We start from the raw sequence: 14,282 nt of genomic DNA, 5'->3' as shown, positions 1-14,282 counted from the left end.
CCCATTTACATTCGCTTGCTGCGTGTGCAGGGAGTGGGAGTTATTTTTCTTTGCGGAAGGGGCCGCAAAGGTCCAGAATTGGCTCAATTTCCCTCCATCCAGGAAGGGTTTGTAACAGAATACCATAATCTTGGTGTGTGTGTTCTTATCTGGTTAAGAGAAAGTGAAAAAAACACAGCAAAAAGAAATCAAAAATGTGACAAATATCACGGGAATGCGACAAATTGAGTTATGGCAGCGTGACGATTTACAACATTCCCGGCTTGATGAAGTCGCGGAAGAAGTTCCCGTTGCGTTGGTCTACAACGGCATTTCGCACGTAGTGATGATGGCTTCGCCAAAAGACCTTGAACGCTTTGCGCTTGGTTTTTCGCTTTCCGAAGGAATAATCGAAAGCCCGCGTGATATTTTCGGCATGGATGTTGTTCCCTCGTGTAATGGTCTGGAAGTGCAAATCGAACTTTCCAGCCGTCGCTTTATGGGGCTGAAGGAGCGCCGCCGGGCGCTGGCAGGGCGTACGGGCTGTGGCGTATGTGGCGTGGAGCAACTTAACGACATCGGTAAACCGGTGCAGCCGCTGCCGTTCACCCAGACGTTTGATCTCAACAAACTGGATGATGCATTACGCCATCTCAATGACTTCCAGCCCGTGGGGCAACTGACCGGTTGTACCCATGCCGCAGCCTGGATGTTGCTGTCTGGCGAACTGGCGGGCGGACATGAAGATGTGGGTCGTCATGTGGCGCTGGATAAACTGTTAGGTCGGCGGGCGCAAGAAGGTGAACGTTGGCAGCAGGGTGCGGTGTTGGTTTCCAGCCGTGCCAGCTATGAAATGGTGCAAAAATCAGCGATGTGCGGGGTAGAAATTCTGTTTGCGGTGTCTGCCGCGACAACGCTTGCCGTAGAAGTCGCCGAGCGATGTAACCTGACGCTGGTAGGTTTTTGTAAGCCGGGACGGGCGACGATTTATACCCATCCGCAACGGTTGATTCATAATTAAAGAAGTACCGCAATTCTGATCCTGGATTGCGGTTTTATTTTTTTATTAAATAATGCTGAATATGTTATTCAGCATTTAAATAATAATTTCACCACAAGAAATTATCTCGTTAACTCCGGTTTATATCGATATACTCCAGTCGCATTAATCCTTTAAGAATTAATCATTATTTATATAAGACATTTTGTTTTAATCATCGTGTCAATAAATAAATGTTTCCGATGAGTGAATGAAAATAACAAACCTTGCACCGGTTGTAAAAACAGCGATGTATTTTCAATAGTGGGTGATGGATTATGAGTATTGAAAAATGAGTACATTACAGTTACCTGGCAGTTCATATTCTACAGAAGTTAATTTAAACGGCTTAATTGAGGTGCTCAGTAAGCATCTTTACTCCACTCCCGTGGTTGCCGTGCGCGAGCTGGTGCAGAACGGCCATGATGCGATCGTGCGCCGCAGGATTGAGCAGCCCGATGCGCCAAAGGATAACGCGATTCGTGTGGTGGCAGACGTAGCGAAGTCAACCATCACCATCAGCGATACTGGCGCAGGCCTGACAGAAAGCGAAATTCACGGCTTCCTGGCTACAGTGGGCGTGGGTTATACCCGAATGCTGCGCCAGCAGGATTACAACACCGGTTTAATTGGTATGTTCGGCCTCGGTTTTTTGTCGGCATTTGTACTGGCGAAAGAGGTCACGGTGTTGACTACATCTTGGCAAACGCCGGATCAGAGCTGGAAATACCACTCTACCGACGGGCAAAAATATACCGTTACGCCGCATCAGGCCTCGGAGCCGGGGACGCAGGTGATTCTGACGCTCAAAGAAGAGTACAGCCATCTGGCGAGTAACAATTTGCTGAACCGCGTCCTTTCCCGCTACTGCATATTGCTGCACGAACCGGTCTATGTGGGGGACGCCAGCGAGCCGGTGAACAAACTCCAGCCACCGTGGCGTGAAGAAACGCCAGATGGCGTAACGATGCACCGCGCGCTGGTACAGCGGAAAAATCTCGCCTTTGCCGCCCAGTTTGAATCTTCTTTTGAACCTATTTGCACCATTCCGGTGGTGCCAGCGGGAATGAGCGATGCAGTTGGAATTTTATGGATTCAGGATGGCGCAACCTACGGCACCAGCGATAACCGCAACCTGTCGCTGTTTTTGCGCGGCATGTTACTTGATGATGAAGCGCGTGAGCTGTTACCGCCCTGGGCCGGTTTTATCGGCGGTGTGATTGAGTCTTCGAAACTGACGCCGACGGCGAGCCGGGAAGATCTGCAACGGGACGAAACCTGGGTCGCGGTGCAGGAGGCGTTAAAAGAGGCGCTGATTTCTGGTTTGTCCGATCTCGCACAAAATCAGCCAGAAATCTGGCGAAGGGTATTAATGCGCCACAACGAAGCGTTGCTTGGTGCTGCGTTGTGTGATGACCGTCTGTTTGATTTGCTCAAAGACCGTTTACAGGTGCCAACGTCAAAAGGTGCGCTGCTGGCGAAAGATTTACGCGTTAATAACAGCATTCATATTCTGTTAAGCCGCGACGGCGGTTTTGAAGAGATGTTGTTCCACATTCTGCAACGACCTGTAGCCCGTGGCGATCGCTATGCGGTGGTGCCATTTTTACGCCGCTGGGCGCTGTTATATCATTGCCGGATTATCGAAGTCGGTACGCAAACGGGCAATGAGCAGTTGTTCAGCCTGGCGGAATTACCCGAAGAGCAGGTGGCTTATCTCGAAGAGCATCTTTGCGATGGCGAACAATTAATTATCTCGCGCTTCGAACCGGCCGTTTTACCATTAGTGGTAACGCCAGATCGGGAAGCGGAATTAAAAAAAATTCTTGAACAGGATGACGCGGATAAACGTATTAGCACCGCAGCGTTAATGTTGGCGCGGCAATTCACCTCGCAAATCCAAAAGACCAAAACGTCAAGTCTGTATATTAATCTCAATAACCCCTGCGTTATGCAACTGGTGACGGCATTACAACATCAGCAACAGCCAGCGGCGGCATTACGGTTATTAAAATCGCTGAAAGTAATTTTGTGCTCCAGCGGTAATAAAGAACAGCAGTGGGATTTACACCAGGCGCTGGATGATTTTACTCAGGTTATTCCTGTCTTAATTAATCAAGGAAAATAAAATGGATACATGGGAGTGGTACAACAAATATAGCCAGGAGTTGCGTGATGCCGGGCAGGAGTATATTCCGCAGATAATTGATGATTTTTCTGAAGGTGTTTTACATCTGCAAATGGAAAAGTGCGATTCGTTATTACCGGAAATGAAAGCACTGAATCAGGTGGCAAAAAATCCGTGGCTGGAAATATTTATCGGACACTGGGAGATGCGCCATCGTCTGACCAACTACGAAGAAGGCGAAAAAGTGCTGCCTGACGTGGTGGCGCTGTTTGAAAAAGCGCATCGGGAAGAGGCGAAAGATTGCCCGCAATCTATCTGCGTTACACAGGATTTATCCGCCTGCTACGAGAATATAGATGCCCCAGGCTGGGCCAATGAACGCATGGCGGTGTGTGAAGAAACCATCGCGCGCATTGATCCGACCTGGAGCTGCTTTATGTGTTTATCCTGCGAATATGCCAGTGCGCTGATGGATTCCAACAGAACAGAAGAGGCGTTGGTTTATATCGACAGGCAAATCGATGCGGTAAAAGTATCGGGGAGTGAATATTTAGAAGCACTGCTGGCAACCCGTGCCGATATTTTGGTTGCCCTTCAGCGTTACGATGAAGCACGTGAAGTGATTGATGAACTGGCAAAAGAGAATGATTATTGGGGACGCGACCGCATCAATTATCAACTCAAAAAACTGTACATCATGGCGTTATGCGGGCAGGACAAAGAAGTCTGGGAGGAATTGCCGCGTTGGTCAGATCTGACTCCCTATTCATGGGGACTATGGCTGAAGATTATTACTGAATTACTGCCCCGCAATCCACAGAGAAACCACTGGCAACTGGCGCGAATCATCCAAAAAATGCTGGAGCACCGTTCACAGGCCGGGGCGCACCGCAAAGTGGTTGATCTGGCGAAACTGCAAATCACTCTGGCACTGGAGCGTGAATCCGTCTGGGTTGCCAAAATGGCGATGAAACTGGCTCAGCGGCACATACCGAAATTACGCGCGTTATTGGGGGTTGATCGCGAGTTTCTCGAACTTAGTGAAAAAATTGCCGCTAAAGAGGCGGAACTGCTTGCTCGCCCGGTTGTTGAATCGCCTGAAAATAGCGATGAAGAAACGCAGCCTGACCCCGAAAAAGACGTCGAAATATTCCGCCGTGCTTACCTGAACACGCCAGATGATACGGAATTGCTGGGTAAACTGGTCAATGCGTTAAAGGCTTGCAATGCGATTGATGAGTCGATTGAACTGCTGCAAAGCTATGTTGAAAGCCACATCCAGGAAGATAACGGCCTTTGCTTCGATCTGCTGGATCTCCTGCTACACCGTGGCGATCAGCAAGCGATCGAACAACTGGCGAAGCAGTATGAACGGGCTGGGCTACTACATATGGCCTTGTGGTTCCGCGCGCGAGTGATCAACCAACAGGAAGACTGGAGTGAACTGGAGTCGATTGGGCAACAGTTGCTGCAAAATGAAAAAGGGCGTGAGTGGATCGGCGTTTATCGCATGTGCTCCTGGGCAGCACAAAAACAGGAAGCCTGGGATCGGCAGCTGGATTATTTACAGCAATTGCAGCAACTTATGATTAGCCGTGAAGAAGATATTCGCAATCTCCAGTGGGATATCATGGCGACCGCCAGCATCTTACAACAGTGGGATTTGGTGCGGACTATCGCCGCAGAACTGGAAATCGAACTCACGGAAGGTGAAGGTTTTATTGACGAAAAATGGGGGTTACTGAATATCCGTTTCCGGGAAAACTTCGAATACCGCTATTACTATGCCCAGCGGATTGGACCGGTAACGGCAAGGATTATTGAACCAACCTACCGGACTGATTACCCACAACATGTTGATGAAATTGTCGTTTTCGATGCGGAAATGTTGAATACCCGGCCTGAAGATGAGGAAGAACAGAAGAATTTCACCCCGCTTTATGCCTGCCTGAAAACCATTATCCCGACTGAGTACGGCGAGTCCTGGTTCTGCGAAGGCGTTATGCCTGGTGAAGAACAGTTTAATGCCTTCCGTGAGGCGCTACGTGAACGAAACTGGTACTACTGGAGCAACAGTAACGATGACTATACGTTAACGGACAGTCATCAGGGAGAAGATGCCGAGCCACTGCCCGCGTTCTATTTTGTTATCAGCGCGCCGCGTTCGGTTGCTAAAGCTAATATTGATAAAACGCTAAGTGAGTTAACCGCAGACTGGGAACATCCGTTGTGCTGGTGGCGACTTGCCAAAGAAGCCGGAGCGAACGAAGAGAAACATGCTGCTATTTCTGAACGTTATGGGATGTAATGTAGGTTTAAATAATGGGGGGCAGAAACTTCCCTCCCGTAACGGTTGAACTGTTAATTGAATTAAGTCCTGTAATTTATATATGAAATTACAGGACTTATTCATTCAGTGAATTGTAGCTATTTATTTATAAACAAAACGCGTGTAGTGACGCTTTCTTTTTTCCTTTATTATATTCACTCTCTTATTTATCTATTTATAAGGCAATTAAATGAAAAGGAATTTATTATCTTCAGCTATTATTATCGCCATAATGGCCCTCGGTATCACTGGATGTGATGATAAAAAAGCCGAAACAGAAACTCCCCCGCCCGCCAATAGTCAACCTGCCGCACCAGCTCCTGAAGCCCCCGTTGCAAAAGCAGAAGCTAAGCCTGAAACGCCTGCGCAACCGGTGGTCGATGAACAAGCGGTTTTCGACGAAAAAATGGATGTCTATATCAAGTGCTACAACAAGTTACAGATCCCTGTACAGCGTAGTCTGGCGCGTTATGCTGACTGGCTGGAAGATTTTAAACAGGGGCCTACCGGTAAAGAGAGGACTGTCTATGGCATCTACAGTATTAGTGAATCCAATCTCTCAGAGTGTGAGAAAGGAGTGAAAAGTGCTGTGGCGTTAACGCCTGCACTGCAACCTATTGACGGCGTGGCGGTGAGTTATATCGATGCTGCCGTGGCGTTGGGTAATACCATTAACGAAATGGATAAATATTACACCCAGGAAAATTATAAAGACGATGCGTTTGCCAAAGGGAAAACGCTGCACCAGACATTCTTAAAAAATCTTGAAGCCTTTGAACCTGTAGCAGAATCTTATCATGCGGCAATTCAGGAAATTAATGATAAGCGCCAGCTTGCGGAACTGAAAAATATTGAAGAAAGAGAAGGGAAAACATTCCACTACTACTCTCTGGCAGTCATGATCTCAGCGAAACAAATTAATAACCTGATCTCGCAAGATAAGTTTGATGCCGAAGCGGCAATGAAGAAAGTGACTGAGCTGGAAACGCTGGTGGCGCAGGCCAAAGAAGCGGATAAAGGTGGCATGAATTTCTCATTCATCCATTCGGCAGACCAATATCAGCTTGAGGCTAAAAAATATGTTCGCCGCATTAGAGATAAAGTCCCGTACTCCGACTGGGATAAAGAGCAACTTCAGGACGCAAACTCAAGCTGGATGGTCGAAGACTCATTTCCACGAGCATTACGCGAGTACAACGAAATGGTCGATGATTATAATCGCCTACGTTAAACGTTTCTGATTCTTGTGCGCAATGTAGTCGGGAGCATATCAATTCATAGTACCGGGGCGATGAAGCCCCGGCGTGAGAGATTACTGCCCGTAATAGGCATTAGCCCCGTGCTTACGCAGATAGTGCTTATCTAAGAGTTCATTTTGCATGGCAGGAAGCTGCGGCGCGAGCTGGCGCGAGAACAGCCCCATATACGCGCACTCTTCCAGCACCACGGCATTATGCACCGCATCGGCGGCGTTTTTACCCCAGGCGAACGGGCCGTGGGAATGCACCAGTACCGCCGGGATTTGTGCCGGACTCCTGCCGCGCTCTTCGAAGGTTTTAATGATCACTTCGCCAGTCTGGTATTCATACTCGCCGTTGATCTCCTCGGCGGTCATCTGGCGCGTGCAGGGGATCGCACCGTAAAAATAGTCAGCGTGAGTCGTACCCCAGGCAGGGAGATCAATCCCGGCCTGCGACCAGATAGTGGCATGGCGCGAGTGGGTATGCACAATGCCGCCAATTTCTGCATAGCGGCGATAAAGCGCCAGATGCGTTGGCGTGTCGGAAGAGGGCTTTTTGCTGCCTTCCACCACCTTACCGCTGGCTATTTCAACCACCACTATATCGTCGGTGGTCATCACGTCGTACTCGACGCCGGAAGGCTTGATTACCATCCATTGCCGCGTTTCGTCTACCGCGCTGACATTGCCCCAGGTGAACGTCACCAGATGGTGAGCTGGAAGCGCCAGATTCGCCGCTAGCACGTCGGCTTTCAGTTGCTCTAACATATAAAACCAGCCTCCTGCATACGCGCTTCAATCCAGCGCCGCGCCTGAATAATCTCCAGCACCGGCTCTTTGGCTTTTTCGGTCCACATCTCAATCAGGAAAGAACCGCGATAGTTCAGTTCATGCAGCGTTTTGAAGATGCCAACGAAATCGACGCAGCCTTCGCCAAACGGCACATCACGGAACTGTCCGGAGCTTTGCTCGGTGACTGGCAGGGTGTCTTTCAGGTGAATAGCCGCGATACGGTCAATGCCCAGTTTTAGTTCGGCGGGCACATCATTGCCCCAGGCGCTGAGGTTGCCGACATCCGGGTAGACGGTGAACCATGGCGAGGCGAGCATCTCGTCCCATTTTTTCCATTTGCTGATGGAGTTCATAAACGCGGTGTCCATGATCTCCACCGCCAGCATCACCTGTGCAGCAGCCGCTTGTTCAACCGCCCACGCCAGCCCTTCAGTAAATCGCTGCTGTGTGCCTTCGTCATGCTCTTCGTAATAGACGTCATAACCCGCCAGTTGAATGGTGCGAATGCCGAGATCGCGAGCCAGGCAAATCGCTTTACTCATGATTTCCCGCGCTCGCTGGCGTACCGCCTCGTCGCGGCTACCAAAAGGAAAACGGCGATGGGCAGACAGGCACATTGATGGAATGGCAATGCCCGTTTCGATCATCGCGGTAACCAGCGAAGCACGTTGTGCGGCGCTCCAGTCCAGGCGTGACAGACGTTCGTCGGTTTCATCCACCGACATTTCGACAAAATCAAAACCGCAGCTTTTTGCCAGCACCAGCCGCTCCGGCCATGAGAGATCTTTCGCCAGCGCCTTTTCATAAATACCTAACGGATGATTACGCACGAGCACCTCCCCAGATTGCGTCAATTTGCGCATGAAAATCAGCGGCAACCTGCGCTGGATTGGTAGCGCCCGCCAGTGCGCGCCCGGCAATAAACGCTTTCACGCGGATATCTTTAAACAGCGGCAGGTCAACAGGGGTAATCCCGCCAGTAATAGAAAGTTCGAGGCCGATATCAGAAAGTGCCTTCATCCTCGCCAGATCCTCCTCGCCCCATTGCTGCCCGCTGGCCTGTGCGTCGCGACCACGATGATAAATCGCCTGCCGTACACCAATGCGATGCCAGTCACGTGCGTCGTCCAGTGTCCAGTTGCCGAACAGCTCTATCTGGATTTCACCGCCGCAGCGTTGCGCCATCGCGTGGCCTTTTTCCACCGTGGCGAGCGGCGCGGCGCAGATGATGGTCATCCAGTTGGCGCCCGCGCCAAACGCCTGTTGCGCGAGTGTTTCACCGGCATCAGCGACCTTCCAGTCAGCGACGATGATTTTGTTCGGGCACTGTTCACGCAAGGCTTTCACCGCGCCAAGACCTTCGTTTAAACAGAGAATGGTGCCCGCTTCGACGATATCGACGCTGTCTTTTAACCGCGTCACGTTGCGCTGCGCGGCTTCAAGTGATGAGTGGTCGAGAGCCAGTTGCAGAAGTGGTCTGCTCATAGTGTGTGTTCCTTAATGCGGGTGTGATAACCCTGAAGTGCGGCAATGAGTTGCTGATAGCGTTGATATTTTTGTTGGTAATGCTGATGCGCGGTCATGTCCGGCAGTAATGTGCGTAGCGGATGTTGCGAGCTGTGCTGGGCCTCGCTGAAGTTGCGATAAACGCCCGTACCGACACGGGCAGCGAGCGCCGCGCCAAAGCATCCCGTTTCTTCCACCTGCGGCAGCTCGATACGCAGACCGCTGACGTCCGCCAGCATTTGCATCCAGACATCGGAGTGCGCCGGACCGCCAGTCACGCGCAGGGTGTGAACAGCGGTAAAACGTTCACGCATCCGGTTGAGGTGGGTCATGTGGCTGAACACCACGCCTTCATAAATGGCCTGCAACAGGTGCGCGCGGGTGTGAATGGCCTGCATCCCGTAGAAACCGCTGGTCATCTCAAGTCCGGCGTTACTGCCGTACAGGAACGGCAGGAAAAACAGATCGCCTCCGGCTTTCGGCAAGCCGGCAACGGCCTGATTAATCTCAGCAAAAGAGATTTCTCCCCACTGCGCGGTAAACCATTCGAGATTGCCGGAAGAGGTAGGGCTGGCTTCGTGAACGATAAATTGACCGTCATTAACGTAGCGGCCATAGACATACGGATGCGCTTCACCGTCACGTAAACCGCTGGTTATGCCGCTGGTCACCGCCCAGGTTCCCATCACCGCATTGAGGGTAGATTCGTCTTCGATCCCGGCACAAAGTGCGGTGGAAACCACATCAAACAGGCCGCCGACAACGGGCGTACCCGCTTTCAGACCGGTCAGTGCGGCTGTCTGAGCGGTGATCTCCCCGCAGATTTCGGCAGATCCAACAACAGGCGGCAGGGCGTGATTGATTTCACCGATCCCCAGCCAGTCGGTGAGGCACGGATCATATTCCCCAAGACTCATGTTGTAGAGATTGGACTCGGAAATATTGCTTTCTTCGCAGCCTTTGACGCCGGTTAAACACCAGCGCAGGTAGTCGTGCGTCATCATCACGCAGCCAATTTGCGCATAACGCTCAGGTTCGTGCATTTTCAGCCAGCGTAACAGCGACACCGGATGCCCGGTCCACAAGGTTTGGCGGGTCAGCGGGTAGAGTTTTTCCGGGACGCCATCTTCCTGCCAGCAACGGACGATTTCCATCGCCCGGCGGTCAGAGGACAAAATGGCGTTACCTAGCGGTTTGTTATTTTTATCGAGTAAAAACAAACCTTTCCCTTGTGCGGAGATACCGATACCCACAATTTGCTCCCCGCTAACGCCAGAATGGGTAAGCAGGGCGCGAATGACAGCCATGCAGCATTGCCACAGTTCTGCCATATCGCGCTCTGCCCAGCCTGGCTGCGGGCTTAATGCGCACAGCGGCAGGCGCTGCACGCCCGCCTCCCGGCCTTCGCGGTCATACAGTCCGGCTTTCAGCCAGCTACCGCCACAATCTAACCCCAGCCAGTATTGCGTCATGGTTTATTGCACCTCATCCACGGCTTTCAGCAGTTCAGCGCCCTGCGGAACATCTTTAACAAACATGTCGCGAACCTGATTACCCAATGCATCGCTAAAGGCTTTGCGGTCGAGATCGGTAATCACTTCAACGCCCGCGTCTTTCATGCCGTCGATGATTTTTTGCTGATCTTCGGCGACCAGTTTGCGCTGATAACTACCCGCTTCTTGCGCAGATGTGATCAGTGCCTGCTGGAACTCAGGGGTTAAGCCATCAAACTTCGCTTTGTTGATCACCACCAGAAGTGGGGAGTAGGCGTGATGGGTCAGAGAAAGGTACTTCTGCACTTCATAAAATTTTGCTGACCAGACGACGTTAATCGGGTGTTCCTGGGCGTCGATGGTGCGGGTTTCCAGCCCGGTATAGACTTCGGCAAATGGCATCGGGATCGGGTTAGCACCGAAGATTTTGAATGCCGCAATATTCATTGGACTATTGTTGGTACGGATCTTCAGCCCTTGCAGATCGGCGGGAGTTTTAACTGGTGCACGCGAGTTGGTGACATCGCGCCAGCCGTTTTCCCAGTAGGCCAGTACTTTCAGCCCTTTACCTTCAAGGGAAGTTTTCAGCTCATCACCGACTTTACCGTCGAGGGTTTTATGCGCATGAGCGGTATCGCGGAACAGGAAAGGGACATCGAGCAGGTTGATGACGGGCGAGAGTCCCGTAAAGTTATTGGAGCCAGACATCTCCATATCAATAGTGCCGCCGCGCACGCCGCTGATCATCGCCTGCGCATTGCCGAGGGTGCTGTCCGGAAACAGTTTTAACTTCAGTTCGCCTTTGGTTTTTTCTTGCAATAATTCGTTGAATTTTTTTGCTGCAATATGTTGTGAATCGGTTTGCGAGGTTTCATAACCAAAACGTAATGATTGTGCCGCCAGAGAAGATGTACTGAACGCCGCCACTCCGGCAAATAATAAAGCGTAGGTTACAGAACGTAATTTCATTATGATTTCCTTTTAACTCATCCATTTAAGAGGAGCGGTAATAAGCTCCGGTATAAAAATAAATAATGCTAACAACATGAATAAAACCATGACGTAAGGCGCAACGCCTTTTACCGCATCGTCAAATTTAAGTTTTGCCACGCCGCATACCACGTTAAGGACGTTACCGACCGGGGGCGTAATCAGTGATATTGAACAGTTGATAATAAACATGATGCCGAAATAGACCGGATCTATTCCCGCTTCTTTCACTAATGGCATTAATACAGGTGTAAGAATTAATACGGTGGGCGTTAAGTCCATTACCGTGCTGATCACCATAATAGCGAGCATAATGACGATGAATAATAAGCGAGGCGAATCAACCAACGGTTGTAATAGCTCCGATACCATCATGGGTAATTCGGCGATCGTAATAAGCCATGCAGATACCGCAGCAGAAGCCACCAGGAACATGACCACGGATGTGGTTTTCGCCGCGTTAATCAGAACATGATAAAGCGTGGAGAAGGTCATTTCGCGATAGACCACCACCGAGACGAACAGAGCGTAGAAGGCGGCAACCGCGCCTGCTTCGGTAGGCGTAAATAACCCCGAACGGAAACCGCCAATAATAATTATCGGCAAAAAGAGCGCCCAAATACCGGAGACTAAAGATTGCCAGACTTCCCGCAGTGAGGCTTTTGGCTGGCAAGGCAGATTCAGCCGTTTTGCCTGCCACCACCAGGTAATCATCAGCGTGACGCCCATCATGATGCCCGGCGCGATGCCCGCCATAAACAGTTTACTGATAGAGAGTCCGCTGGAGACGCCGAAGATAATGAGTGGAATAGAGGGAGGGATAATGGCCGCAATAATACCGCCCGATCCGATAAGCCCGGCGGCGCGGTTTACCGGATAGTTGGCCTGACGCATCATCGGCACCAGCAGCGCCGCGACAGCTGCGGTATCAGCAACCGCAGAACCGGAAAGGCTTGCCATGATCATTGCCGCCAGCACGCCAACGTAACCCAGACCGCCTGGCCTGTGACCCACCAGTTTCATTGGCAGGTCGACAATACGTTGCGACAGGCCGCCCGCGTTCATGATCTCACCCGCCAGCACAAAGAAGGGAATGGCTAACAGAGAGAAACTGTCCGCACCGTTGACCAGCGTTTGCGCCAGAATTTGCACATCAAAGATATCCATCCAGAACATCAATGAGATGCCGCACAGCAATAATGCCCAGGCGATGGGAACACCAATCGCGATAGCGCCTAACAAACTGACAATAAATATAAGAATTGTCATCGTCAGACTCCTTGTTGGTTTTGGCTGGTGGTATTTGTGAACTGCCGGTATAAGTGACGCAATTCCAGCAATGCGATAATCAGGCTGGTGGGGATAGCGGCGGCGTACATTAAGCCAACGGGTACGCCGAGAATGGGCGATAAGTTACTCCAGTCCTGTGACGTTTTTTCTATTGCACCCCAGGCCAGACCCAGACACAGCAATAAAATGAGCGTATGGGTTAGCAGCGAAACACGTTGTTGATTAGTGGGAGAGAGTTTTTCGACTAAAAAAGTAACCTGCACATGGCTGTTGTCCATATAAGCAACGATAGCGCCAATAAAGGTTAACCAGACAAATAAAAGCCGGGATAATTCATCAATCGATAATATGCTTGTGTGAAATCCATATCGAAGAATGATATTAATAAAAATAATACAAGACAGTATTGCGATGATGAGCGCAAGAATGCCTTCGAGTATCCGTTTCATAACGAGTCCTTCTTGTTATGCAATATGTTTTCATTAATTAATGTTGTTGGTATTCGTAATATTTATTGGAGAGCGATTAATTAGAATCTGGCAAAATAAATGAATCGTTTTAAATAGATTCATTTAGAGAGTGAATGCCATTGCGTAATATTTCGATGCGGTGCTGAACATCAGCAGCTGCATGGATTTCTAATAACTTGATGCCCGAAAATTGCAATGTTGATGGCTCTGCTACATTAAATAACTCGCGAACATGATCTGTGGTCATCAGGCTTTCTGCACAGAATGGTGCAAACGGCGCGTGTAAATCCTGCCATTCTCCGTATGCTCCGTTTAGCGTCGTACCAGAGAACATCAACGCGCCGAGTTTCCCGGCCTGTTTCGCCATTTGGGTATGGGTCAGCGGCAACGCTGTATTGCGGCCTTCAATGGCGGATCGCGCCCAGTTGATACAGATGCTGACGTCATAATCGGCAATGACTTCCAGCACATTTTCCAAAGGCAAAAAGCCTTTGCGGGGAGCGGCAGACGTCATGGCATCGCAGTGTTCCAGCACCAGTTTGCACGGCCAGTCCCAACTGGCGATTTCTTTCAACGAGCGGGCAAAAGCATCCGTTGCTTGCATAACATTGGGATTCGTTGCTAACGGTGCGGCCTGGATCTCCAGTGCGAGCACTTTATTAGCCTGCAATGAGTTGATTTTATGGAACAGGTGACAATAGTACGCCACGCAGGCCTTGCGTTGTTCTTCATCGCTGGAGGCGAGACCAAAGCCGCTGTTTTCGCTGCGGCGACGCATGGTTTCCATCACAGCGGTGACGACAAATTTCCAGCTTTCCGGCGTATGGCGAAGTAACCATTGATCGCCAAGAGGATGGAAGTTTTCCAGGCAGGGTTGTTCCAGACCGCGAATATCAGGGGTATCTGATAATTGTCGCCAGAATTCCTTCTCTTCCTCTTCACTTCTTTGATGAAAAGAAGGTGCACAGGGATACGCGCCGATAATATAACCGACATTATTCGCTTTCATTTTGTGCTCCAGTAATA

Annotated in this window: 12 protein-coding genes; 4 read left to right on the top strand and 8 right to left on the bottom strand. The window is 50.4% G+C overall.

Translation table 11 applies throughout. From position 1 onward, the window contains the following. Positions 1–163: 163 nt before the first annotated feature. The 4 genes from fdhD (at position 164) to C3D30_RS19080 (ending at position 6,706) form a co-directional block, all read left to right on the top strand. Positions 164–1,000, top strand: coding sequence for a formate dehydrogenase accessory sulfurtransferase FdhD (gene fdhD, locus C3D30_RS19095; RefSeq protein ID WP_105287268.1), 837 nt, complete (start codon positions 164–166; stop codon positions 998–1,000). A 310-nt stretch (positions 1,001–1,310) separates the two neighbouring features. Next, on the top strand, positions 1,311–3,146 hold the full coding sequence (locus C3D30_RS19090) for an ATP-binding protein (protein WP_105287267.1): 1,836 nt from the start codon (positions 1,311–1,313) through the stop codon (positions 3,144–3,146). Between the two features lies 1 nt (position 3,147). Continuing rightward, complete coding sequence (locus C3D30_RS19085; protein ID WP_000382008.1) at positions 3,148–5,454, top strand: tetratricopeptide repeat protein; 2,307 nt, start codon at positions 3,148–3,150, stop codon at positions 5,452–5,454. A 211-nt stretch (positions 5,455–5,665) separates the two neighbouring features. Further along, positions 5,666–6,706, top strand: coding sequence for a YiiG family protein (locus tag C3D30_RS19080; RefSeq protein WP_105285853.1), 1,041 nt, complete (start codon positions 5,666–5,668; stop codon positions 6,704–6,706). An 81-nt stretch (positions 6,707–6,787) separates the two neighbouring features. On the opposite strand, the gene araD is transcribed toward C3D30_RS19080, so the two are convergent. The 8 genes from araD to C3D30_RS19040 form a co-directional block, all read right to left on the bottom strand. Continuing rightward, positions 6,788–7,483, bottom strand: coding sequence for an L-ribulose-5-phosphate 4-epimerase (araD, locus tag C3D30_RS19075; protein WP_105287266.1), 696 nt, complete (start codon positions 7,481–7,483; stop codon positions 6,788–6,790). Then, a complete protein-coding gene (locus C3D30_RS19070) occupies positions 7,477–8,337 on the bottom strand; it encodes an L-ribulose-5-phosphate 3-epimerase (protein WP_105287265.1) in 861 nt (286 codons plus the stop codon). The genes araD and C3D30_RS19070 overlap by 7 nt, the downstream gene beginning before the upstream one ends. Then, positions 8,330–8,992, bottom strand: coding sequence for a 3-keto-L-gulonate-6-phosphate decarboxylase UlaD (gene ulaD, locus C3D30_RS19065; protein ID WP_105287264.1), 663 nt, complete (start codon positions 8,990–8,992; stop codon positions 8,330–8,332). Before ulaD ends, C3D30_RS19070 begins: the two co-directional genes overlap by 8 nt. Next, positions 8,989–10,485, bottom strand: a complete 1,497-nt coding sequence (gene lyxK / locus C3D30_RS19060) for an L-xylulokinase (RefSeq protein ID WP_105287263.1) — start codon at positions 10,483–10,485, stop codon at positions 8,989–8,991. The genes ulaD and lyxK overlap by 4 nt, the downstream gene beginning before the upstream one ends. Positions 10,486–10,488: 3 nt before the next feature. Next, on the bottom strand, positions 10,489–11,475 hold the full coding sequence (yiaO, locus tag C3D30_RS19055; RefSeq protein WP_105287262.1) for a 2,3-diketo-L-gulonate TRAP transporter substrate-binding protein YiaO: 987 nt from the start codon (positions 11,473–11,475) through the stop codon (positions 10,489–10,491). Between the two features lie 12 nt (positions 11,476–11,487). After that, positions 11,488–12,765 carry a 2,3-diketo-L-gulonate TRAP transporter large permease YiaN gene (gene yiaN, locus C3D30_RS19050; RefSeq protein WP_000153835.1) on the bottom strand — a complete coding sequence of 426 codons (1,278 nt, stop codon included), beginning with the start codon at positions 12,763–12,765 and terminating at the stop codon, positions 11,488–11,490. 2 nt (positions 12,766–12,767) lie between these two features. Then, positions 12,768–13,235: a 2,3-diketo-L-gulonate TRAP transporter small permease YiaM gene (gene yiaM, locus C3D30_RS19045; RefSeq protein WP_000821450.1), complete on the bottom strand. Its 468-nt coding sequence runs from the start codon at positions 13,233–13,235 to the stop codon at positions 12,768–12,770. Between the two features lie 109 nt (positions 13,236–13,344). Then, positions 13,345–14,265, bottom strand: coding sequence for a DUF4862 family protein (locus C3D30_RS19040; protein WP_105285848.1), 921 nt, complete (start codon positions 14,263–14,265; stop codon positions 13,345–13,347). Positions 14,266–14,282 lie beyond the last annotated feature (17 nt).

This window comes from Escherichia sp. MOD1-EC5433, assembly GCF_002966005.1.
Taxonomy (GTDB): domain Bacteria; phylum Pseudomonadota; class Gammaproteobacteria; order Enterobacterales; family Enterobacteriaceae; genus Escherichia; species Escherichia ruysiae.
The sequence above is the reverse complement of the archived record's forward strand: the minus strand, read 5'-3'. Positions and strand labels throughout refer to the sequence as shown.

Bases quoted from the DNA above. Each gene is read 5' to 3' on its own strand.
- C3D30_RS19090 (WP_105287267.1), top strand. From the start codon at position 1,311: ATGAGTACATTACAGTTACCTGGCAGTTCATATTCTACAGAAGTTAAT.
- C3D30_RS19085 (WP_000382008.1), top strand. From the start codon at position 3,148: ATGGATACATGGGAGTGGTACAACAAATATAGCCAGGAGTTGCGTGAT.
- C3D30_RS19080 (WP_105285853.1), top strand. From the start codon at position 5,666: ATGAAAAGGAATTTATTATCTTCAGCTATTATTATCGCCATAATGGCC.
- araD (WP_105287266.1), bottom strand. From the start codon at position 7,483: ATGTTAGAGCAACTGAAAGCCGACGTGCTAGCGGCGAATCTGGCGCTT.
- ulaD (WP_105287264.1), bottom strand. From the start codon at position 8,992: ATGAGCAGACCACTTCTGCAACTGGCTCTCGACCACTCATCACTTGAA.
- lyxK (WP_105287263.1), bottom strand. From the start codon at position 10,485: ATGACGCAATACTGGCTGGGGTTAGATTGTGGCGGTAGCTGGCTGAAA.
- yiaO (WP_105287262.1), bottom strand. From the start codon at position 11,475: ATGAAATTACGTTCTGTAACCTACGCTTTATTATTTGCCGGAGTGGCG.
- yiaN (WP_000153835.1), bottom strand. From the start codon at position 12,765: ATGACAATTCTTATATTTATTGTCAGTTTGTTAGGCGCTATCGCGATT.
- yiaM (WP_000821450.1), bottom strand. From the start codon at position 13,235: ATGAAACGGATACTCGAAGGCATTCTTGCGCTCATCATCGCAATACTG.
- C3D30_RS19040 (WP_105285848.1), bottom strand. From the start codon at position 14,265: ATGAAAGCGAATAATGTCGGTTATATTATCGGCGCGTATCCCTGTGCA.